The sequence below is a fragment of the Roseburia sp. AF42-8 genome, from assembly GCF_003435965.1.
In the GTDB taxonomy this organism is placed as follows: Bacteria; Bacillota; Clostridia; order Lachnospirales; family Lachnospiraceae; genus Roseburia_C; species Roseburia_C amylophila.
The window spans coordinates 98,551-119,993 of sequence record NZ_QTVB01000003.1 but is presented as its reverse complement, the minus strand read 5'-3'; the positions used below and the strand labels follow the sequence as shown (position 1 = coordinate 119,993).

Annotated in this window: 22 protein-coding genes and 1 pseudogene; 22 read left to right on the top strand and 1 reads right to left on the bottom strand. The window is 39.7% G+C overall.

Annotation, left to right across the window (positions count from 1 at the left end; translation table 11 throughout):
- Positions 1 to 38: 38 nt before the first annotated feature.
- Together DW059_RS02380 and DW059_RS02375 are read left to right on the top strand one after the other, a co-directional pair.
- Positions 39 to 1,634 carry a MutS-related protein gene (locus DW059_RS02380; RefSeq protein ID WP_117697355.1) on the top strand — a complete coding sequence of 532 codons (1,596 nt, stop codon included), beginning with the start codon at positions 39 to 41 and terminating at the stop codon, positions 1,632 to 1,634.
- Between the two features lie 123 nt (positions 1,635 to 1,757).
- Positions 1,758 to 1,970: a FeoA family protein gene (locus DW059_RS02375; protein WP_117697354.1), complete on the top strand. Its 213-nt coding sequence runs from the start codon at positions 1,758 to 1,760 to the stop codon at positions 1,968 to 1,970.
- Positions 1,971 to 2,080: 110 nt separating this feature from the next.
- Here DW059_RS02375 and bioB read toward each other — a convergent pair.
- A pseudogene (gene bioB, locus DW059_RS02370) lies at positions 2,081 to 3,063 on the bottom strand (biotin synthase BioB).
- A 164-nt stretch (positions 3,064 to 3,227) separates the two neighbouring features.
- Here bioB and DW059_RS02360 point away from each other — a divergent pair.
- The 20 genes from DW059_RS02360 to csrA all read left to right on the top strand — a co-directional run bounded on the left by DW059_RS02360 (position 3,228) and on the right by csrA (position 21,376).
- Positions 3,228 to 3,947, top strand: coding sequence for a hypothetical protein (locus DW059_RS02360; RefSeq protein ID WP_330408221.1), 720 nt, complete (start codon positions 3,228 to 3,230; stop codon positions 3,945 to 3,947).
- Between the two features lie 257 nt (positions 3,948 to 4,204).
- Positions 4,205 to 5,068: a hypothetical protein gene (locus DW059_RS02355; protein ID WP_117697352.1), complete on the top strand. Its 864-nt coding sequence runs from the start codon at positions 4,205 to 4,207 to the stop codon at positions 5,066 to 5,068.
- 139 nt (positions 5,069 to 5,207) lie between these two features.
- Positions 5,208 to 5,300 carry an ATP-binding cassette domain-containing protein gene (locus tag DW059_RS17495; RefSeq protein WP_197420783.1) on the top strand — a complete coding sequence of 31 codons (93 nt, stop codon included), beginning with the start codon at positions 5,208 to 5,210 and terminating at the stop codon, positions 5,298 to 5,300.
- Entirely contained in the window at positions 5,290 to 6,162 is an 873-nt protein-coding gene (locus DW059_RS02345) for an FtsX-like permease family protein (RefSeq protein ID WP_117697350.1), read from the top strand. The genes DW059_RS17495 and DW059_RS02345 overlap by 11 nt, the downstream gene beginning before the upstream one ends.
- Before the next feature lie 155 nt (positions 6,163 to 6,317).
- Entirely contained in the window at positions 6,318 to 6,821 is a 504-nt protein-coding gene (locus tag DW059_RS02340; protein ID WP_117697348.1) for an ABC transporter permease, read from the top strand.
- 127 nt (positions 6,822 to 6,948) lie between these two features.
- On the top strand, positions 6,949 to 8,436 hold the full coding sequence (locus tag DW059_RS02335; protein ID WP_117697427.1) for an AAA family ATPase: 1,488 nt from the start codon (positions 6,949 to 6,951) through the stop codon (positions 8,434 to 8,436).
- A gap of 153 nt (positions 8,437 to 8,589) precedes the next feature.
- Entirely contained in the window at positions 8,590 to 9,309 is a 720-nt protein-coding gene (locus DW059_RS02330; RefSeq protein ID WP_147326021.1) for a tetratricopeptide repeat protein, read from the top strand.
- A 50-nt stretch (positions 9,310 to 9,359) separates the two neighbouring features.
- The gene (locus DW059_RS02325) at positions 9,360 to 9,584 is read left to right on the top strand and encodes a hypothetical protein (protein WP_147326020.1); all 225 of its coding nucleotides are present in this window, start codon (positions 9,360 to 9,362) and stop codon (positions 9,582 to 9,584) included.
- The gene (locus DW059_RS02320; RefSeq protein WP_117697342.1) at positions 9,476 to 10,567 is read left to right on the top strand and encodes a sulfatase-like hydrolase/transferase; all 1,092 of its coding nucleotides are present in this window, start codon (positions 9,476 to 9,478) and stop codon (positions 10,565 to 10,567) included. Before DW059_RS02325 ends, DW059_RS02320 begins: the two co-directional genes overlap by 109 nt.
- A 113-nt stretch (positions 10,568 to 10,680) precedes the next feature.
- Positions 10,681 to 12,417 carry an aminotransferase class I/II-fold pyridoxal phosphate-dependent enzyme gene (locus tag DW059_RS02315; protein ID WP_330408220.1) on the top strand — a complete coding sequence of 579 codons (1,737 nt, stop codon included), beginning with the start codon at positions 10,681 to 10,683 and terminating at the stop codon, positions 12,415 to 12,417.
- Positions 12,414 to 12,644, top strand: a complete 231-nt coding sequence (locus DW059_RS02310) for a hypothetical protein (RefSeq protein WP_022244117.1) — start codon at positions 12,414 to 12,416, stop codon at positions 12,642 to 12,644. Before DW059_RS02315 ends, DW059_RS02310 begins: the two co-directional genes overlap by 4 nt.
- A 34-nt stretch (positions 12,645 to 12,678) precedes the next feature.
- A complete protein-coding gene (locus tag DW059_RS02305; RefSeq protein WP_117697340.1) occupies positions 12,679 to 13,398 on the top strand; it encodes a DUF4190 domain-containing protein in 720 nt (239 codons plus the stop codon).
- 36 nt (positions 13,399 to 13,434) lie between these two features.
- Positions 13,435 to 14,499: a polysaccharide pyruvyl transferase family protein gene (locus DW059_RS02300; protein ID WP_117697338.1), complete on the top strand. Its 1,065-nt coding sequence runs from the start codon at positions 13,435 to 13,437 to the stop codon at positions 14,497 to 14,499.
- Between the two features lie 216 nt (positions 14,500 to 14,715).
- The gene (flgM, locus tag DW059_RS02295; protein ID WP_022242358.1) at positions 14,716 to 14,997 is read left to right on the top strand and encodes a flagellar biosynthesis anti-sigma factor FlgM; all 282 of its coding nucleotides are present in this window, start codon (positions 14,716 to 14,718) and stop codon (positions 14,995 to 14,997) included.
- Between the two features lie 16 nt (positions 14,998 to 15,013).
- The gene (locus tag DW059_RS02290) at positions 15,014 to 15,526 is read left to right on the top strand and encodes a flagellar protein FlgN (protein WP_022242359.1); all 513 of its coding nucleotides are present in this window, start codon (positions 15,014 to 15,016) and stop codon (positions 15,524 to 15,526) included.
- 17 nt (positions 15,527 to 15,543) lie between these two features.
- Entirely contained in the window at positions 15,544 to 17,286 is a 1,743-nt protein-coding gene (flgK, locus tag DW059_RS02285; RefSeq protein ID WP_117697334.1) for a flagellar hook-associated protein FlgK, read from the top strand.
- 18 nt (positions 17,287 to 17,304) lie between these two features.
- A complete protein-coding gene (gene flgK / locus DW059_RS02280; protein ID WP_117697332.1) occupies positions 17,305 to 19,155 on the top strand; it encodes a flagellar hook-associated protein FlgK in 1,851 nt (616 codons plus the stop codon).
- A gap of 14 nt (positions 19,156 to 19,169) precedes the next feature.
- Complete coding sequence (locus DW059_RS02275; protein ID WP_117697330.1) at positions 19,170 to 20,681, top strand: flagellin N-terminal helical domain-containing protein; 1,512 nt, start codon at positions 19,170 to 19,172, stop codon at positions 20,679 to 20,681.
- 16 nt (positions 20,682 to 20,697) lie between these two features.
- Entirely contained in the window at positions 20,698 to 21,159 is a 462-nt protein-coding gene (gene fliW / locus DW059_RS02270) for a flagellar assembly protein FliW (protein WP_022242363.1), read from the top strand.
- A gap of 1 nt (position 21,160) precedes the next feature.
- Complete coding sequence (gene csrA, locus DW059_RS02265; RefSeq protein WP_022242364.1) at positions 21,161 to 21,376, top strand: carbon storage regulator CsrA; 216 nt, start codon at positions 21,161 to 21,163, stop codon at positions 21,374 to 21,376.
- Positions 21,377 to 21,443: the final 67 nt, after the last annotated feature.

The following is a 21,443-nucleotide window of genomic DNA, read 5'->3' as shown; positions in this document are numbered from 1 at the left end:
CAGAGAAGGGCACAATAGAGAAAAGGAGCGTAAGTGGAATGCAGACAGATTTTCATTTATTATATCCACCGGATTATGACCGGAACAAAGCCGTTCCCATGAAGGATTATAAATTTATCCACGCATTAAAAATTGATGCTATGGTAATACTGATTAAGGAAAGTTACCGGGGAGTGGCAGACCTTTCACTGGAAAATTTCTTCTCTACAGATGAGCGGGTATTAGAGTATCGTCTGGGCGTAGTAGAAGATCTGGTGGAAAATCCATCACTTTACGAGGCATTTTGCAAGGCGGTATCCATTATTTATAATATCAATGATATGCGAAGAGTATTAAACAGTGATTTTACGACGGATTCAGCCCTGCGTTCGGTGCGATATCTTGAAATGTATCAGGAAATTGTAAATCTGTTTGCGGATGCATTGGAAAAAGCAGAGATTCATTCGGAAGGTATGCAGAATTTCAAAAAAGAAATTCACTCAATCGTAGCAAGCAGCGAGTACCAGAGCCTGAATGAGGAACTTCCGAAAATGGAACTGAACTTCGGGCATATCAAAAGCGTAACCGTAGGTATTAATCTTGATGGCAATTTAAGACCGAAAGAAGCCGGACTGATTTCTGTCAATGAGGAGCAGTTCCATCTAGGAACTATCATGGACCGGCTTTTGAAAAAAGGGAAAAATGATAAATGGCATCTGATGTCGGCACTCTATCCTCTGAGCCGGGTGCTGCACAATGATGAACAGGATGCTATAGACTATTCCATGAATGCGGCTTTGCAGACTATTTTTGCAAAGTCGCTGAGGGAGTTTGAACCGCTGGTACAGAATTATTATCACATTAATACCAATATGTTTATTGCTTTATTGGATGATATCCGTTTTCTGACTGCCGGAGTAAAATTTATTCTTTCCATGAAAGAAAAGGGATTTGCCATGTGCAGACCGAAGATAGCGTCCATGCAGGAAAAACGCTGTGAGTTAAAGCATGTATACAATCCTATGCTGGCAGTGAATTCCGTAGAGGAAACGATTGTGTCTAATTCCTTTGAACTGGATGAAAATGGACGATTCTATCTGATAACCGGTCCAAATCACGGAGGAAAATCTATTTTTGCCTATTCTATCGGAATGGCGCAGGCGTTATTTCAACTGGGGCTGTTTGTTCCGGCAGAAGAGGCGGTAATGAGTCCGGTGTCCGGAATATTTACACATTTTCCATCCTCTGATGAAAATAATTATGGAATGGGCAGACTGGAAAGTGAGTGTGTAAGACTGAGTGAAATCATGAAACAACTGTCAGATACGGATATGCTGTTGATGGATGAATCTTTTTCCAGTACCAGTGGACTTGAGGCAGGCTACATAGCATCAGAGGTGCTGACCGGAATTGGAATTATCGGCTGCTGCGGTCTTTATGTGACCCATATTCATGATTTGACACAGCAGCTGGATACCTATAATGGGCATATGAAGAATAGAGGAAAAATCGATAATCTGGTGGCAATGATGGAGAGCAAAGAAGAGGGTACCCGGAGTTACCGGGTCATCCGGACAACGCCGGATGGCTTAAGCTATGCAAGGGATATTGCCAAACGTTATGGTCTGGATTTGGAGGATATTTTAAAAAGATAAAAGAGAAAATCCGTATCTTACTCCTGTTATATACGTATACTATTTGTTGGAAGATTGCAACTAAGATAGCAATTGACTAACAGGGCAGGTGAAAACTACAATAGGAGAAAAGGAGGGATTTCTATGCAGGCATTGTCAAAAGCAACACCAGGTGAAACCTATACCATTCAGTGGATGTTTGGTCAGCCAGAAGTGCTTGATTTCTTGCATAGCCACTCTGTAGATGAGGGGGAACGCATACAGCTCATCCAGAAAATGCGTGACTATGTAATTATTGGGGCAAAAGACAGCAGATTTGCAATGGGAAATGAAATTGCAGACCGGATACAGGTATAGGAAAATCGCATAAACGCGTGAAAATATTTTGTGGGTTACCCGCGTAAAAAAAGGGAAGCAGTTCTGATGGAACGGCTTCCTTTTTTCTATCAAAGGTCCATAAGAATCTATTATGCTTCTTTCCAGTAATCCGGAGTTACATCCCTGCCTAAATCTTCTAACAATTTCCGGTCACTTCTTATGGTAGCGCAGGCAACGGTAGTCAGCATATTTCCGGTAATGGTTGCAGATGCACCAGCCTGAAAAGCAGTTTCACCATCGTTGGTAAGCAGCGCACGGCCGGCAGCCAGACGGATATTTGCATCCGGATTGATATAACGGAAGAATGTGATGGTACGCAGAATATCATCTTCACTTAACTGCGGCAGATTTTCTAAAGGAGTTCCCGGGATTGGCATTAAAGCATTGATTGGAATAGAATCAATTCCCAGTTCAGCTAAACTTACTGCCATATCCAGACGGTCTTCCCAGGTTTCGCCCATTCCGATAATACCACCGGAGCAGGCGCACATGCCTTCCGCTTTTACTTTCTTTAAAGTTTCAATTTTCATATCGTAGGTATGGGTGGTGCAGATATTTGGAAAATTCCGGCGTGATGTTTCTATATTATGATGATAGCTGGTAACGCCTGCCTCATGAAGGCGGTGCAGTTGTTCTTCATCTAAAAATCCCATGGAAGCACATAAATCGATTTTGCATTCCCGATGCATGGATTCAAAGGCGTGAATGGCTTTTTCAAACTCCGGACCGGTCAGTGCTTTTCCCGCAGTTACGATAGAAAATCGGTCAACGCCTTCGCTTTCGTTCATTTTGCAGGCTTTGATGATATCTTCTTCCGGCAGGAAGTCATATACTTCGCAGTTGGTATGGTTATGTGCAGACTGGGCACAATATTTACAGTCTTCCGGACAGCGTCCGCTTCGTCCGTTATGATAGAACATAAATCTACTTTATCTCCAATTCTTGCAGCACGGATTTTGTCGGCTCCTTCGCATAATTCCTTTAAATCGCAGGTAAGAAAAAAGGATAAATCATCCTCTCTCGTAATGCGTCGTCCGTCAATAATTTCCTGTGCCAGTGTCAGTGCATCCATGGTTTGTCTCCTTTGTATCTGTATGAATTTTACAGTTCTTTATGATAAACAAAAATCAATAGAATGTCAACCTAGAATAATACATAAGTTGACAATACAAAAACAGGAAAAACTGGTATAATGAAAGATAATGAGATGAAAAAGTAAAGAGAAAGGAATGGCAGATGAAAACATATAGAATCACAGATATTATTGAGGATGAATTCGGCTGTGAAGGACGGCCGGAGGGGGAAGAACCGATGGTTACGATTCTTCTGGTGGATGATACCGGAAAACAGCGCAGCATCCGCATGGCGGATAAGCTGGCTTATGAAAAGAAACTGGATATCGGAGCGGAAATGGAGCTGCCGGAAGAAGAGGTAATGACATTAAACGGAAAAGAATATAAAGTGAAAAAACTGCTTGGAAAGGGGAAAGGCGGCTATTCCTATCTTGTGACGGATGGGGAGAAGGAATATGTCCTGAAACAGATTCACCATGAACCATGCAGTTATTATCAGTTTGATAATAAGTTAGAGGCTGAAAAAAGGGATTATAAACGGCTTATGGAAATTGGAATTACTATGCCAAAGCTGCTTGATATCGATGAGACACAGGAACGCATTTTAAAGGAATACATTCCGGGAGACACTGTCTATCAGCAGGTGGAAAAGGACGCACTGCCGGAAATCTGCCTGCAACAGGTAAAAGAAATGTGCACAAAGTTATATGCTGCACATACAAATATTGATTATTTCCCTACAAATTTTATCCTGTGGCAAAATGTCCTCTATTATGTGGATTATGAGTGTAATGCCTATATGGAAGAATGGAATTTTGAAAACTGGGGAATCAAGTACTGGTCTAAGACAAAAGAATTCTTAGAATATGAACGGACCCATTAATAAAACTTAAGAGATTCTTAGAAATCTAAAATATTCATAAAAGGATTGCCGGGGACAAAATCTTTGTGATACAATAATCCAAAGCATAAAATACAATCCAGATAGCATTTTCTATTATTCCATTCTGGCAGTCTTAAGCGTTATGACATTTCTGTATCTATCTATGCTTTTTATACCATCTATTAAATAAAAAGCAGGAGAAGTTACAGGAAAAGGAGTATGTAGCAGCTTCCTGCAAATCAAAGGAGGAACTACATATGACAAAGAAAGTACCAGCAGCAAACCGCAATTATAAGGATACGATTTTTCGTATGATTTTTTCAGACAGGGAGTCACTTCTATCACTCTATAATGCGGTAAACAAACGGAATTATACCAATCCCGATGACTTGGAAATTGTAACATTGGAAAATGCTATTTATATGGGAATGAAAAATGATCTGGCATTTATTTTAGACATGAATCTCTATCTTTATGAACATCAGTCTACAGTAAATCCCAATATTCCTCTTCGGGACTTGTTTTATATTGCAGCGGAATACCAAAAACTCATCGACCGGAAATCGTTATATTCATCTGCAATTCAAAAGATTCCGACTCCCGGCTTTTTTGTTTTTTATAATGGAATAGAGCCGTTAGAGGACTGTTGCATCAGCCGGCTGTCAGATGCTTTTTTACATACCGGAGCAGAACCGGCATTGGAACTGATTGTGACAACATTAAATATCAATGAAGGACATAATTGCGAATTAATGCAGCATTGCCGAAAATTAAAGGAGTATGCGCAGTATGTAGCGAAAGTCAGAAAGTATGCAGAGCAGCTTCCGTTGGAGGATGCTGTGGAACGAGCGGTTACAGAATGCATCCGGGAGAATATACTTGCTGATTTCCTGAAAAAGAATCGTGCGGAGGTAGTTGCGATGAGTATTTTCGAATATGATAAAGTGGAAGAAGAAAAGAAACTTCGCAAAGCGGAGTTTGAGGCAGGGGTAGAACAAGGTGAAAAACAGGCATCTGTTAAAGCAGCAACCCGGATGCTCCGGATGGGTAGCTTTTCTTTGGAGCAGATAGCAGAAATTTCAGGATTATCTGTGGATGAAATCCAAGGATTAACAGAATAAATTTATTTAAAAATTAGTGATAATATTTTTCAAGAGGATAACCGGAACTTGGTTATCCTTATTTTTGTGCTATAATTCCGATTAGGCACGACTAACTTTCACGAAAGAAGGAGAAGCACTACAATATGCAGTCAATCATGTGAACTTTACCATTAACGAGGGAGAATTTGTGGTGATTTTAGGACAGTCAGGAGCAGGAAAATCGACGGTAGTTAGGTCAGATGATAGATAAAAGCATCGACCGTGATTATTCAGCCATTGTAGACAGAAAATCCATTCCGGGACTGGCAAGATTAGACAGTGAATTAGAACAACATCAGTCATTTTCCTATTTATTTGTCATTATATTTGTGGGAATCGCAATTTTAGTCATTGCGACATCCATGGGAAGAATGGTAGAACAGCAGCGTACCCAGATAGGAACCATGAATGCCCTTGGTTTGAAACGGCATAAAATCATGCTGCATTATATCAGTTTCAGTCTTGTTGTTTCGGTAGTTGGAGTCGTTCTTGGACTGTTGGCAGGAACTTTGTGGGGAAGCCCGGCAGTCATTGGTATGTTTGCAAACTGGTATATCGTGCCGGGTCTGCATTCGGTATTCCATCCGATGTATTTTATCATTGCAGCAGGCATCGTGGCAGTATGTGTGCTTGCATCCTATATGAGCTGCCGGAAACTGCTTCATATTAAGCCGGCAGAGGCATTGCGGCCGGCAGCACCGAAGAAGGGAAAGAAATGCATTTTTGAGAGACTGCCATTCTGGAAAAAACTTTCCTTTACCAGCCAGTACAATCTCAGGGATATTTCCAGAGCCAAGTTAAGAAGCTTTATGTGTGTAATTGGAACGGCAGTCGGTATGTTGCTGATGATATATGCAGTCGGCTGTAATGAACTCTTAGGCAGTATGATAGAGATTAACTTTAATCGCGTAACCGTAGGTGAGTACCAGATTAAATTTTCAGAAGATGCCAAGACGGAAGATGTAGACGATATGGCAGAGGAACTGGATGGCGAAGTGGTAATGGTAAATCAGGTAGAAGTGGCAAAGAAGAAAAATGCATCAGCCGTAAGCTGGCAGCCGACCTTGATGTAAAGGTAGGAGATACCGTATACTGGCATCTTTATACGAAAAATACCTGGTATGAAGCAAAGGTTGGAACCATTTACCGGAGCCTTGAGTCCCAGGGAATCGCATATCTGAGAGAAGACTATGAGAAAACAGGGGCAGAATATACACCGGGATTTCTGATGACAAATGAAAGAGCGGCAGAAGAAAAAGCTGACCTTAGTTATGTAACCGGGGTGAACAGTAAAAGTGAGATGCAGGCGGCGTATGAAAACAGCATGTCGGTAATCAATATGATGGTTGTTATGATGGCGGCATTTTCGATACTTATGATAGTTGTGGTATTGTATAATTCCGGAGTCCTTTCCTTTCATGAAAGAGTAAAAGAATTTGCAACATTGAAGGTACTGGGTTTACGATCTTCTAAAATAAGAAAAATACTGAGCATACAGAATCTGTGGCTGAGCATCATCGGAATCCTTATTGGAGCGCCGCTTGGAAATGTGTCATTAAATGCGATGATAAATACCAATGGAGAGAATTTCGATTATAATCTGTCACTGGCACCGGTGGATTATATCATAGCCGGTATTCTGGTTATGATAATTTCGATGCTGGTAAGCTTTATGTTCTCAAAACGAATCCGCAGTCTCAATATGGTAGAAACCTTAAAAGGTGTAGAGTAAGCGGAGAATAAGTGGATGAATAAGTGGATGAATAGACCTTTTCTTTTCAGAACCCTTGTGGTATTCTGAGAGAAAAGGTCTTTTTATCAGTTTAAGAGGACAAATGAAAAATACAGGAGAGAGAAAAATGCCAGTTTTTGACTTTAGCAATGCACCGGGTGAGAAGAAAACAGAGTCCGTATGCACTTATACAACGTTTCAGTCCAATGAGAAGGAGAAGACGGCGGATGAGCCGATTCTTGTATTAGATAATAAAAAACGTCAGTGGAAACATCATTCCGGAGGAGTGTTTGCAAACCAGAGCCAGCAGACTGCTTTTGAATTTAAAGAGGAAAGCGAGACTTACAGCGCAGATATTTTAAAAATAGATGCACGTTTCGTCAGCTTGATTAAATGGCTGGGAGAAAATCATATCAGTGTGCGCCTTTCCGGAGAAAACCGGGAAGATGGGTATGCTGTATACAAGATTCGGGAGACAACCTTTGGTGCAGGAACCAAATTGTCGGCAGAGGATGGATTTTTACAGTTTATGATAGAGAGACTTCTTGCCAGCAGTGCACCGACAGAGGAAATGGACGAGGAAGAAGAGGATGAAAATGGAGATGATATGAAGCTGACCAGCTTACAGAGCATTTCCGATTTTATGACTTGCGCCGGCAGAACCATGCCGGATAATATCCGCCTCTGGGCGAGAAGAAACCTTGCAGTAGCACGCTCCCATGAGGTATCACCGGAGGAACGCCGTCATGCCCAGAGAGCATTGTCTATTATGATGAATATCCAGTGGAAGAGCAATTATTTTGAGGCAATTGATCCGGTAGAAGCAAGAAAGATTCTCGATGAAGAGTTATATGGCATGGAGAAAGTAAAACAGCGTATCATGGAAACCATCATTCAGATTAACAGAACCCATACCCTGCCGGCATATGGACTGCTTCTGGTGGGACCGGCAGGAACCGGAAAATCCCAGATAGCCTATGCGGTAGCAAGAATCTTAAAGCTGCCTTGGACAACACTGGATATGAGTTCCATCAATGACCCGGAGCAGTTGACCGGAAGCTCCCGTATCTATGCCAATGCAAAGCCTGGAATTATCATGGAAGCATTTTCCATGGCAGGAGAATCCAATCTGGTATTTATTATCAATGAGTTAGATAAAGCAGCATCCGGCAAAGGAAACGGAAACCCGGCAGATGTGTTGTTAACCTTGTTAGATAACCTTGGATTTACCGACAACTATATGGAATGTATGGTTCCGACCGTGGGAGTTTATCCGATTGCTACTGCTAACAATAAAGCCGATATCAGTGCACCGATTTTATCCCGTTTTGCAGTAATTGATATCCCGGATTATACATCAGAAGAAAAGAAGATTATCTTCTCCCGGTTTGCACTGCCGAAGGTATTAAAACGAATCGGCCTGCATCAGGGTGAATGTGTTGTAACAGAGGATGGACTGGATGCAATTGTAGAGCAGTTTAAGCATACTTCCGGTATCCGTGATTTAGAACAGGCAGCGGAACATTTAGCAGCCAATGCCCTTTATCAGATCGAAGTAGACCATGTGCCATCCGTAACCTTTGATGCTGAAAATGTGAAGAAGCTGTTCGCGTAAAGGAAAGGAAATCCAATGAAAAAATCTTTAAAAAGCAGAATTGAAAAAGAGTTTGAAGAGGGTAGATTAGAACAGATAGCAGATGATTTGCAGGAATACAGAAAAGAATGTCCGTATGACAGGGATTTATGGTTTTATGAGTGCATTGAGGCAATGAGTATAGGTGATTTGGAACTGGCACAGCAGATTATAGAAAAATGTCTGCGTAACTTCCCTACAAGTTATGAAGCATATTATTATCAGGCTTGTATTTATCAGGAAAAGGGAGAAATATTAGATGCCTTGAAGAATTATATGATAACGGATTTTCTTTGTAATTATTTTAAACTGGAAAAAACCGAAATATATAGGGATACAGAGGAACAGATTAAAATCTTGCAGCCGCAGTTTGAAACAAGCGTACAGAACACAATTGAAGATGGAAATAATTCGGAACAGATGGGGAAAATGCTTTCTTTTATTGACCGTTCTACATGCTATTTTGGAAAATATGTGACTGCCCCACGAAATATTAAAGATAATATTATTGGAAAAGAATATTGGGTTGAAGATGATGAACAGCGTTATATAGGAATATATAGGGCACCTATACAACTATATATTGGAGAAGAAAATTTAAGTTTAGTTCGGACACAGGCGGAATTCTTGAAATATAGTAAATGTGGAACATATACTAAAATTGCAGGAAGCACGGAAGAGTATTTACAACCGATTGCAAGTACTGAAAAAAATAATATTCATTTTGTTAAGGAAGATGGTAAAGAGTACAGCATTCCGCAATATGATGCAAGACATTTTAATTATTATAGAGTAAAAAAAGATACTTTAATAAAGTCTAAAAAAATGCTTATTATGGTTATCCTATACCATTAGGACATAATCCAAAGAGAAGAAAACTAGTTTTAAGTTTTTTTGTGGATGGATTGGCACAGGAAGTGCCTATACCATTAGGACATAATCCAAAGAGAAGAAAACTAGTTTTAAGTTTTTTTGTGGATGGATTGGCACAGGAAGTGATTAATGGTCCTGATTTTGAAAAATTAATGCCCAATACTTATCGATTTTTAAAAAAGGTACAATATGTACAAATGCATTTAGTTGTTCAGAATGGACTTTCCCAAGCCTGGCAACTTATGAAAGTGGATTGAATACATTGCACCATATGATGTTTCATGGGGAAATAGATGGTGAATTGCCAAAAACAGTTCCGACTTTATCACAATATATGAAAAAAGCAGGCTATTATACCTGCAAACTGGATGGTGACTGGAGATGCATCTATTCCTATGGCTTTGCAAGAGGTGTAGACCAGTATGTTTACCACATACAGGCAATGGGTGCAAGGGCAGAACAGGAAATCATGAATGTGATAGAGCATTTAGAAACATTTAAAGAAACAGACCAGTATCTGTGGATGACAGTAGGAGATTTGCATGATGTGGCAGATGGCTGGGATTTATCTTTGGCAGTCCAGAAAAATCTGACATTGGAGGAACGTTCATTAGATGATAAAGGTCTTACATCAGTAAAACAGAAGTATAGTCCGAAAAAGAGTATGATGTATAAGAAAACGATACAGTATTTTGATATGCTGTTTGGATTTTTATATTCATACATTCAAAACAATTATAAAGAAAATGAAATGGTAATCAGTCTTTTTGCCGATCATGGACAGGGTTATCTTGCATCACCGGATAAAAATTTTCTCTCAAAGGAAAGAACGAAAGTGGCATTTATGTTTCGGGGCGACGGGGTGAAAGAACAGATAACAGATGAAATGATTTCTACAGCGGATTATGTTCCAATCATGTGTAAACTTGCTGGAATTGAAATGAGTGATGCAAAAATTGATGGGCGATTACCCAAAGCGTTTGGAGGAAAAGAAAGAAAATATACAATTACAGAATCACTGCATCCGGGAGATGTATATACTGCAGTAGCAAATACAAAAGAATATGAGATATATTTTGTGAATTCTGAGGCTACAGATAATGAGGGCAGATTCCATTTGAGAGATTATAAAGTATATGGATTATACCGGGATGGGGAAAAAGTGGAAGATGAAGCTATATTAAGAGAATATGAAAATATTTTTATAGAAAGAATACGGGAACATATTATTTATGAATAGATAACAAGGAGAAATAGCATGCAGGCAATGATTTTGGCAGCAGGAATGGGAAAAAGGTTAAAACATTTAACTGAAAATAATACCAAGTGCATGGTAAAAGTAAATGGAGTTCCATGATTGAACGTGCATTAAAAATATTGGATAAGAAACAATTTTCCCGGATAGTGATTGTTGTTGGTTATGAAGGTCAAAAGCTGATTGATTTTATTGCAGAATTAGAAATTGATACTTCTATAGAGTATGTTTGGAATACAGATTATGAAAAGACAAATAATATATATTCATTGTCTCTGGCAAAAAAATATTTGTGCCAGGAAGATACCATATTGCTGGAATCAGATCTTGTTTTTGAAGAAAAAGTCATAGATATGTTACTTGAGGATGAAAGACAATCATTAGCTTTAGTGGATAAATTTGAAAGCTGGATGGATGGAAGCTGTATGGTAATAGATGCAGATGACAGAATTTTGGACTTTATTCCCGGAAAATATTTCGATTTTGCCGAAAAGGAGAAGTATTACAAGACGGTAAATATTTATAAATTAAGCGCTGGATTTTCAGAGAACGTATATGTGCCTTTTTTGGAAGCGTACGAGAAAGCAATGGGAGAAAATGAATATTATGAATCGGTAATTAAATTAATTGCAATGCTGGATACAAATGAAATTCGCGTCAAGAGACTGACCGGGCAGAAGTGGTATGAAATAGATGATATGCAGGATTTAGATATCGCAGAATCCATGTTTGAGACAGATGCCAGAGCACGTTACAGAAAATTAATGTACCGATATGGAGGATTTTGGAGATATCCTCATTTGATAGATTACTGTTATCTTGTAAATCCGTATTTTCCACCCCAAAGAATGAAAATAGAATTGATATCTAGTTTTGAAAAATTACTTACACAGTATCCGTCTGGACAAGAAGTAGATTCCATTATAGCAGCAAATGTATTTGGCGTAAAAAATGAATATATTGTGTTGGGAAATGGAGCAGCAGAATTAATAAAAGCTTTGCTGGATATCCTGCATGGAAAAATGGGGATAATCATGCCAACGTTTCAGGAATATGCAAATAGATATAGTGGCGAAAAAGTGATTTATTACCCGGAAAATAAAGATTTCCATTATGGCGCAGAAGAACTGATGGAGTTTTTTGAAGATAAGGAAATAAGTATTTTGGTATTGATTAATCCGGATAATCCATCGGGCAATTATATTCCGGTAAAAGAAATGATAAAAATTATAAGGTGGTCAGAAAAGAAAAATATAAAGGTGATAGTAGACGAAAGCTTCGTTGATTTTGTGGAAACAGAAGAAATATCAGAATCAGAAAATGTTACTCTTATAGAAGACAGTATTCTGGAAAAATATCCTGATTTGTATGTGATAAAAAGTATATCAAAGTCTTATGGTGTTCCGGGTATACGCTTGGGTATTCTGGCTTCGGCAGATATGAATTTACTCAATAAAGTGAGAAAAGAATTGCCAATTTGGAATATCAATTCCTATGGAGAGTTCTTTATGCAGATCATTAATAAGTATAAAAAGACTTATGCGGAGGCCTTGACTGAATTTAGAAAGGCTAGAAGTCAGATGATAGAATACCTGGCACAAATATCATATCTTCGTATTATTCCAACACAGGCAAATTATGTAATGTGTGAGGTGGTAAAGGGAACAAGTGAGGAGCTGTGTGTCCAAATGTTTGAAAAAGGATTTTTAATCAAAGATCTGACTGCAAAAGTGGCAGATGGAAAACAGTATATTCGTCTTGCAATTCGTAAATTTGAGGAAAATGAGAAATTAATTAGAAACTTAAAAATATATACTGAGGGAGAATTAGGATGAGCGGATATTTAATCAAAGATACAACAAAAGAAGAACGTGAGGCAATTGTTGCAGAATCCTTGGGAAATATTTCTGCAACCTGCGATGGATGCAGTGCCGGAATCGTGGAAATGTATCAGGCATACATTGATGGAGAGAAGGAACTCCGGGAGATTAATATGGAATTCAATGCCCGGTATGTAAGCGGCATGGAAGGACCGGAACGCCGGGGATGCCCGATGGAATAAAGGCGGTTTACATAATATAAAGGAGAAGGAAAAAATGAGCAAAGAAAAAACAGAATACAGATTTAACGTGCATGCGGCACCGGCGGTGATTAACCAGGTGATTCAGAATTATCTGGCAGCCAACCAGTATGTACAGATACCAAAGCCAAATGCCAATTATTATTTCTTTAATGACCCGTGGATGAAGGGAAAACGTTCTATAGAATATTACATTCATGGAACAGAAGTGATTGTGCTGGCATATATGGGAACTTTTGAGAAACCAAGAGGGCTGGAAGGCTTTGTGGGTGCCATTCCAAAGAAATCTTTCCGGGATGATTTAGAACCGCTGTTTGTAGAACTGCATCGCATTGATATGATGGGTATGGCACCACAGCAGGGAATGCCAATGCAGCAGGGAATGCCAATGCAGCAGGGAGCACCGATGCAGCAGGGCATGCCACCACAGCAGGGGTATATCCCGCCACAGAACAGTGCCAATCAGTTTGTGGAGAAATCCAGAAAGACAAGGGAGAACTGGACGATTGCAGGTTTTGTAATCAGCTTGGTGGGACTGCTGTTATCCTTCTTTGGTATTACATACGGAGCAATTATAATTGTGCTGGAATTCTGGTGTGGATTCCAGGGCTTACAGACGAAGAAAAAAGGACTTGCAATTGCAACCATTGTGCTGGCGGGAATCAGTGTACTGCTTTTAATTCTGTCAATCGTGTATACTGCAAGCCATCCGGTGAGAAGTTACAGATACTATTAAAAGGAAACGTAAAATAAAAGAAGAGAGGTGACGGAGATGAAAATAGCTGTATTACACGGAGCAATTATTAATGCCGGCGATTTTTTGATAAAGAACCGGGCAATTTCATTACTGAAATATTTTTATCCAGACAGTGAAATCGTGGAATATTATCGAAATCAGAGTCTGGAAGAAAAACTTCCAGAAATAAATGCCTGCGATATTTTAGTGTTTGCCGGTGGACCTGGATATTGTAATGGATTTTATCCAAGGATGGCACCAGTTACAGATGATTTAAATAAAATTAAAATCCCAGTTATGCTCCTTGGCATGGGATGGTGGGAACACAATTCAGATGTGGTCAGCCAGTATAGTTATCAATTTGAAGAACCTATGATGGCACTGTTTCAGAAAGCAACGGAAAAAGGTCTGAAGATGGGATGCAGGGATATTGCAACCGTGAATGTATTGCGCAACAATGGTTACGATAATATAGTGATGACAGGTTGTCCGGCATGGTATGATTTGGAACATATTGGAATTGCACGTTATACCGGAAAGGGATTGACAGCCTGCCGGAAAATCTGTATTTCGGATTGCGGAAACATGGCGAATTGGGGTCTGGCAGTAGAATTGACCCAGTTTGTTAGAAGATTCTTTGGAAACTGTGAAATATATTTTGTCTGTCATAGAGGCTTCCCGGATGCAAGACTTGGAATAGATCCGATTATGAAGGAACTGAATGTGCATTTTATGGATATATCAGGCAGTGATGAAGAATTTAAAGTATATGATGACTGCGATTTACATATCGGATTTCGTGTACATGCTCATATCTATAACCTTTCCAGAAGAAACCTCTCCATATTACTGGAAGAAGATGCAAGAGGAAGCAGTCTTAATGCAACATTGGGACTGCCTGAGATTAAGACAAAGTATCTTCAGGTAGAAAATGGAGCATTACAGTACCATATCAATGACAAGATAATTTACCAGGTGGAGGATGCGCTTCTTAATCTTGCAGAGAATCATTATTGCAGCATGGAAAATGCATATCGCATGATGAATCAGTATTTTGAAAATATGAAACGTCACATTTTATCCATTAAGGATATTATATAAGAATGAAAATAAAAGAGATAACCCCGGTGTCAGTGATGCCGGGGCTATTTTACGCAAGAAGTTGCTGCAGGCAGGCACTACAGACCGGTAACAGGAGGAAAAACCAACGGAAAAAATATTTTCTTAAAATTGCACTAAGTTTTCCAAAGAAACGTCCGATAAATAGATTAGACAGCAGAAATGCGAATCATTTCAAGGAAGAAAGGAGATGCCGTTATGCGTATAGAAGCTTATAACCAGATCGCATCCATATATAAAACAAGTAAGACTGGTAAAGTACAGCAGCCATATGGTGTAAGCACAGGCAGAGATGAAGTGCAGATTTCCCGGTTGGGAAGAGATTACCAGATCGCAAAACAGGCAGTCGCAGAAGCTTCGGATATCAGGGAAGATAAAGTAGCAGAACTGAAAACAAGTGTCCAGTCAGGAAAATATGATGTGGATTCCGGAGATTTTGCAAGTATGTTACTGGCAAAATATAACGAAATGAAGAAGTAAGAAGTGAGGATAAGCCGTGGCTAGTTTGATGGAGGATTTGGCAGATGTACTTCTGCAGGAAGATAAACAATATCAGGAGTTGATTGTTCTTTCAAAAGAGAAGACAGATGTACTGGTTGCCGGAAATGTAAAGAGATTGGAAGAAATTACTGCAATGGAGCAGGAAATGACAGATGTGCTTCATGGATATGAAGTGCGCCGCAGAACCATCTTACAGGATATGGCAGATGTACTGGGTAAATCAAAGGATGATTTTACCATTGAGACCATGATACAGATACTGGAATCACAGCCAAAAGAACAAAGCCGCCTTATTTCACTTCGGGATAAACTTCACAGGACGTTAAAGGAAATGGCACAGCTAAACACACAGAATCAGGCACTGATCAAACAGTCCTTAGAGATGGTGGAGTTTGACCTGACCTTGTTTAAGAGCCTGCGGCAGGCACCGGAAACGGCAAATTATAACAAATCTGCATACAATACCGGAGATTTGTTAGGAAGCAGCGCTTTTGACACGAAACAGTAGGCAGGAGGAAAAGTACCATGGCAAATGGAATGGGAAGTTTATATATTGGTTCTTCTGGACTTCGGACAAGCCAGAATGCCTTGAATACGACAGCAAATAACCTTGCGAATGTTGACACAACCGGATATGTGCGCCAGCAGGTCATTCAGGCGGACCGCCATTACAATACATTTGATAAAAATGCAGCAATCAGTAATCAGCAGTCCGGACTTGGTGTAAGTATTGCAGATGTCATTCATTCAAGAGATATATTTTTAGATAAATCATATCGTACAGAGACTGGAAGACAGTCTTTTTATTCCGCATGCTACTCTGCAACCAATGAAATTTATACTTATTTTCAGGAGTTGGAGGGAGAAGCATTCCAGGATAGTATCTCGTCTTTATATACTGCATTTGAAGAGTTCTCCAAAGATCCGTCTGATTCGGTAAACCAGAACCTTGTAATGCAGAAATCGAGTCTGTTTATCAGCCGGGCGAAAGCCGTTTACACAAGTTTACAGAACTATCAGAATAATTTAAATACAAAAATTTCCAAAGATATTGACCGGATTAATGAACTGGGAAAGAAAATCTATGATTTAAACGAAAACATTGTAAAAATCGAGGCTGGTGGAGTCGAGACTGCAATGGAATTAAGAGACCAGCGGGATAACGCACTGGACGAACTGGCAGGTCTGGTTCATATCGACTATGATGAGAAATACGATGGAACTGTATTTGTTTCAATAGAAGGTGTTGATTTCGTAAATCGTGCCCAGGTATATGAGATGGGAAAAAGCGTAGATGACGAGACCGGTTATATTACACCATACTGGCCGCAGATGTCAGATACGAATCGTGGACAGACAGCCAATGTATTTAACTTTAATGTAGATATTTCATCTGCTTATAACACTGACATCGGAGAATTGAAGGCACTGGTAATGCAGCGTGGAAATTATGTGGCAGATTACCGTGATATAGAAGGAAAATCCCGTCAGGAATATAATGATGGTGCAGGAATGTCTGTAATGCTTTCTACAGAAGCAGAATTAGACCAGCTGGTACATAAACTGGTTACAGCAATCAATGATATCTTCTGTCCGAATGTAAAATATGCCGGCACAGATTTAACCGGAACAACAGCAGATGGAAATGCGTTTACCATTACACAGGGAATGAAAGTTTTAGATACAGATAACTGCGCAGTAGGAAGTGATGGAAAGCTTCCGCCACAGGAGTTGTTTTCCAGGGTAGGAACGGATCGCTATACAGAGGTGAATGTAACGGATGCGGCTGGAAATACCAGGACATACTATGTATACAATGAGGAAAGTGCAACAGATATTTCTAAAATGTATACCTTGTCCAGCCTTAAGGTAAATGATGAAATTATCAGCCAGCCATCTTACATCCCGCATCTGACACAGGATAGTAATAATAAACAGGTAGCGCAGCAGCTTGGTACCGCATTTACAGAGATGTGGAAGAAGAGTGAGATTTCTTTGAATCCGAATGCTACCAGTAAATGTACCTTTATGGAATATTATGCACAGATGATTGGTGAAACAGGAACAGCAGGTTCTGTTTACAATACCATGTCAGAGACACTGAATAACACGGTAAATACCGTTGATAATAAGCGTCAGCAGGTAATCGGAGTTTCTTCTGACGAGGAACTGACCAGTATGATTCAGTTCCAGAATGCTTACAATGCAGCCAGCCGCTTTATGAATGTGGTAAGTGACATGATAGAGACATTAATTAACGGATTGTAATATAGAAGAGGTGGGAATATGCCGTCACAATTTTTTGGATTAAATATAGCAGCATCTGCATTAAATGCATTTCAGGCATCTGTAAATACTGCTGCCAATAACGTATCCAATGTACAGACCAAGGGTTACAGTAAACAGGTAACGAATAAAGAAGCCGGTGAAGGAATGCGTGTCAATGCAAAATACGGAACCACCGGAACCGGAGTAAATGCGGTTTCTGTCACACAGCTCCGGGACAGCTATTATGACACGAAATACTGGAATAATAATGGAAACCTTGGATTGTATCAGAAACGTCTTTACTATATGGAACAGATTCAGACATATTTTACAGATGATGATACGGAAAAGGGTTTTTCCACATTGTTAAAAACCATGTTTAACAATCTGGATACCACACAGCATACGAACTTTGATGAGAATGTAAGAAAGCAGTTTATCGGAAGCGCCCAGAGTCTTGCTACCTATTTTAACGGAGTTGCTACGAACCTTCAGGAATTACAGGGAACCTTAAACAATGAGATTAAGTCTACTGTAGATAATGTAAACTCCATTGCAGAGAAAATTGCATTGATTAATAAGCAGATTAATCAGGTGGAAATCAATGGTGGACATGCCAATGAGCTGAGAGATAAGAGAGCACTTTTGGTGGATGAACTTTCCGCAATTGTTCCAGTTGAAATATCAGAAGTGCCGATTACCAACAGTAACTATCCGGATATGGATCTTGGAATTAATAAATACACCGTGAAAATCAATGGACAGACCATGGTGGACGGATACGATTACCGTACCCTTTCTTATGAAGCGAGAGAGCAGAAGATTAACCAGACTGATATTGATGGATTATACGACCTGACCTGGTCAGATACCGGAGTAAAATTCAATGCAGCCAGTGCATCCATGGGTGGAAGCTTAAGAGCTTTGTTTGAAATGAGGGATGGAAATAATGCAGAGAACTTTACCGGTAAAATAGGAACAGAAGCCGGAAGTATCCAGAATACTGTGGTAGATGGAAGAACTGTAACACAGATTACCGTAAAGAATCCATCTATGACGGATGTAGAGAAATTATCCATTGCAGAACAGGGAATCATAACCGTATTAAACAATGATTACCTTTATTCCGATTTTACCATGAATGCAGATGGAAGTTATACTTTTACATTAAAACAGGAGTTAAATGCATCCCAGAGAAGCAAGTTCTTAGGAGAAAGTGTCAGCATTGGAAAGAGTGTGGATGCCATGGGAATCCCGTACTATATGTCCCAGATGAACCAGTTCTTAAGGAGCTTTACCAAAGCATTTAATGATATTGAACGTGGAGACGCAGCTGATCCGGCAGTAGATTTAAATGGAAAAGAAATGGGAAGCTTCTTTGTAGGAAAGAGAGCTTTAGGCGGAGAATATGATTTTACAGATACACAGATATCCTCCGGTTCCAATACCTATTATCAGCTGACAGCATTAAACTTTGCTGTAAATTCAGAGTCCATAACAGACCCGGGAAGATTTGCAGCAGTAACCAGGTCAGAGTACACCGATGGTGTGGATAAATATACATTGTTGGATAGCTTGAAGAAATTAGAGAGTGATACCAAGCTTTACCGTGGAACGGGGGCAGATGATTTCTTACAGTGTCTGCTTTCGGATATTTCTGTAGATACAGAAGAAGCGGAGCTTTTCAGCAAGAATTATTCCAATATAGAGTCGACTATCGATATGCAGAGACAGTCGGTATCCGGTGTAGATGAAGATGAAGAAGCACTGGACTTAGTAAAATTCCAGAATGCATACAATCTGGCATCCAAGATGGTTTCTGTTATGGCAGAGATGTATGACAGATTAATCTTAGAGACCGGAGTATAAGGAGGTTTGTTAGAATGAGAGTAACCAATAACATGATCATGAGCAATACCAAAATAAATATCAATGGAAACAAGACCAATGTGAATACATTGAATAATCAGATGACATCACAGAAGAAAATCAGCAGGCCATCCGATGACCCGGTTATTGCTATCCGTGCACTTCGGCTGCGCAGCAGTTTAAGCCAGATTAATCAGTATTATGAAAAAAATATTCCTGATGCAGAGGCATGGTTAGATGTTACCGAAACCTCTCTTACTAACATGAAAAAGCTGCTGACTACCATTCACACCCAGTGTGATGCAGGAGCCAATGGAACGCTGACGGAAGAAAACCGTAAGACTATTTTAAAACAGTTACAGTCCTTAAGTGACCAGATTTATTCTGAAGGTGATGCAGATTATGCGGGAAGAACGGTATTTACCGGTTATAAGACGAATTCAACCTTGACATTCCAGGCAGACAGCAAAGAGGCTTATAATATCAGCGAGTATTTATCCGCAGATAAAATCGAAGAATATAATTATTCCTATGGAAATGTTAAGACCCCGACAGCTGCAGACATAGCTGCAAAGACAGCACCGGGTACACCGGAGAATACTACACTGCACAGATTGCGCCTTTCCTATGATAATATTACCGATATTACTGGTGGAAAAATCAGTTACAGTTATAAAGACACAGCAACCGGACAGATGACCACGAAAGAGCTGAATGTTACCACTGTTACCACCAGTGATTTAGAAGCGTCTTCTTATGCAATAGCAGATAATGACATCGTATTTAATAAAGACACCGGTGAATTCCTGATGGGAAAAACGCTGGCATCAAATCTGAAATCATTCGGAGCAACGGTTTCTGTAAATTATGATAAGACCGGATTTTCCAAAGGAGAATTACGACCGGAGAATTATTTTGACTGTACCAATAATACAGATGCAGCTAATCCAATCCAATATACTAATTTTGAAAACGGAAAGAGAGTCCGGCAGGATATTGAATATACCATTGCATCGAATCAGACACTGGTGGTAAATACACAGGCAAGCACAGTGTTCAATTCTGATATCGCAAGAGATTTAGATAATCTTACTTCCATTGTGCAGTCAGCGATTGACGCACATAGTGTAGTGGATAACATTAAGGAAATGAAAGGCTTAAGCCAGTATTCCTCAAAGGACGACCAGGAATATTTAGAAAGCTGTCTGGCTGCTGCCCAGAAACAGGCAGATTATGCAGACCATCAGCTGCAGACAGTATTTAACAGGGGATTGACGAAATTCGAAGGCTATATGTCAGATGTAAACCTTGCAATCACGGATGTGGGAAGCAAGGGACAGCAGCTTGATATTACAAAGAACCGCATGTCTAATCAGCAGCAGACGGTAGAGGCGTTAAAATCAGACAATGAGGATAAGGATTTATCAGAGATTATCATTGACTATACTTCTTCCTATACTGCATATCAGGCATCTTTACAGGCGGCCGCTAAATTAGAAAGACAGACTTTACTGGATTATCTGTAAGAAAGGAGAAACTGGCATGAAAGCAGCAACAAGATTGTTTGGGGAAATAGAAATTGACGAAAGCAAAATCATAACATTTGAGGACGGAATCATTGGATTTCCGGATATGAAGAAGTTTACCTTAATCTTCGATGAAGAAAAAGAGGGCAGACCATCCATTTCCTGGTTACAGTCCATGGACGAGCCAGAGATAGCATTTCCGGTAATGGATCCGCTGTTCGTTTGTGAAACATATAATCCAAGTGTGGAAGAGGAATTGTTAAAGAACCTTGGAACCATAAAAGAGGATAACCTTTATGTACTGGTAACAGTTACCGTGCCGCAGAATATCAAAGAACTTGCAGTGAACTTAAAAGCACCGATTGTAATTAATACAGACACAAGAAAAGCGAGTCAGATAATCGTAGAGGATGACCTGCCGGTAAGATACAGAATTTATGAAATTTTAGAAGAAGCAAAGAAGAAGGCAGGTGAATAAGATGCTGGCATTAACAAGAAAAAAGGGAGAATCCCTTGTTGTCAATAACAATATTGAGATAACAGTACTGGAAATCAGAGGAGACCAGATTAAAATCGGCATCTCAGCACCGAAGAATGTGCCGGTATACCGGAAAGAAGTATATTTACAGATTCAGAAAGAAAATGAAGCTTCTCTTAAAGCCGATGGGTTAGAAGCTTTGAAAAATTTACTGTAACCGCTAAATAAATTTATGGGTTCTACCGATATAAAAGTTAGAACAATGGTAAACGGAAATGACAAGA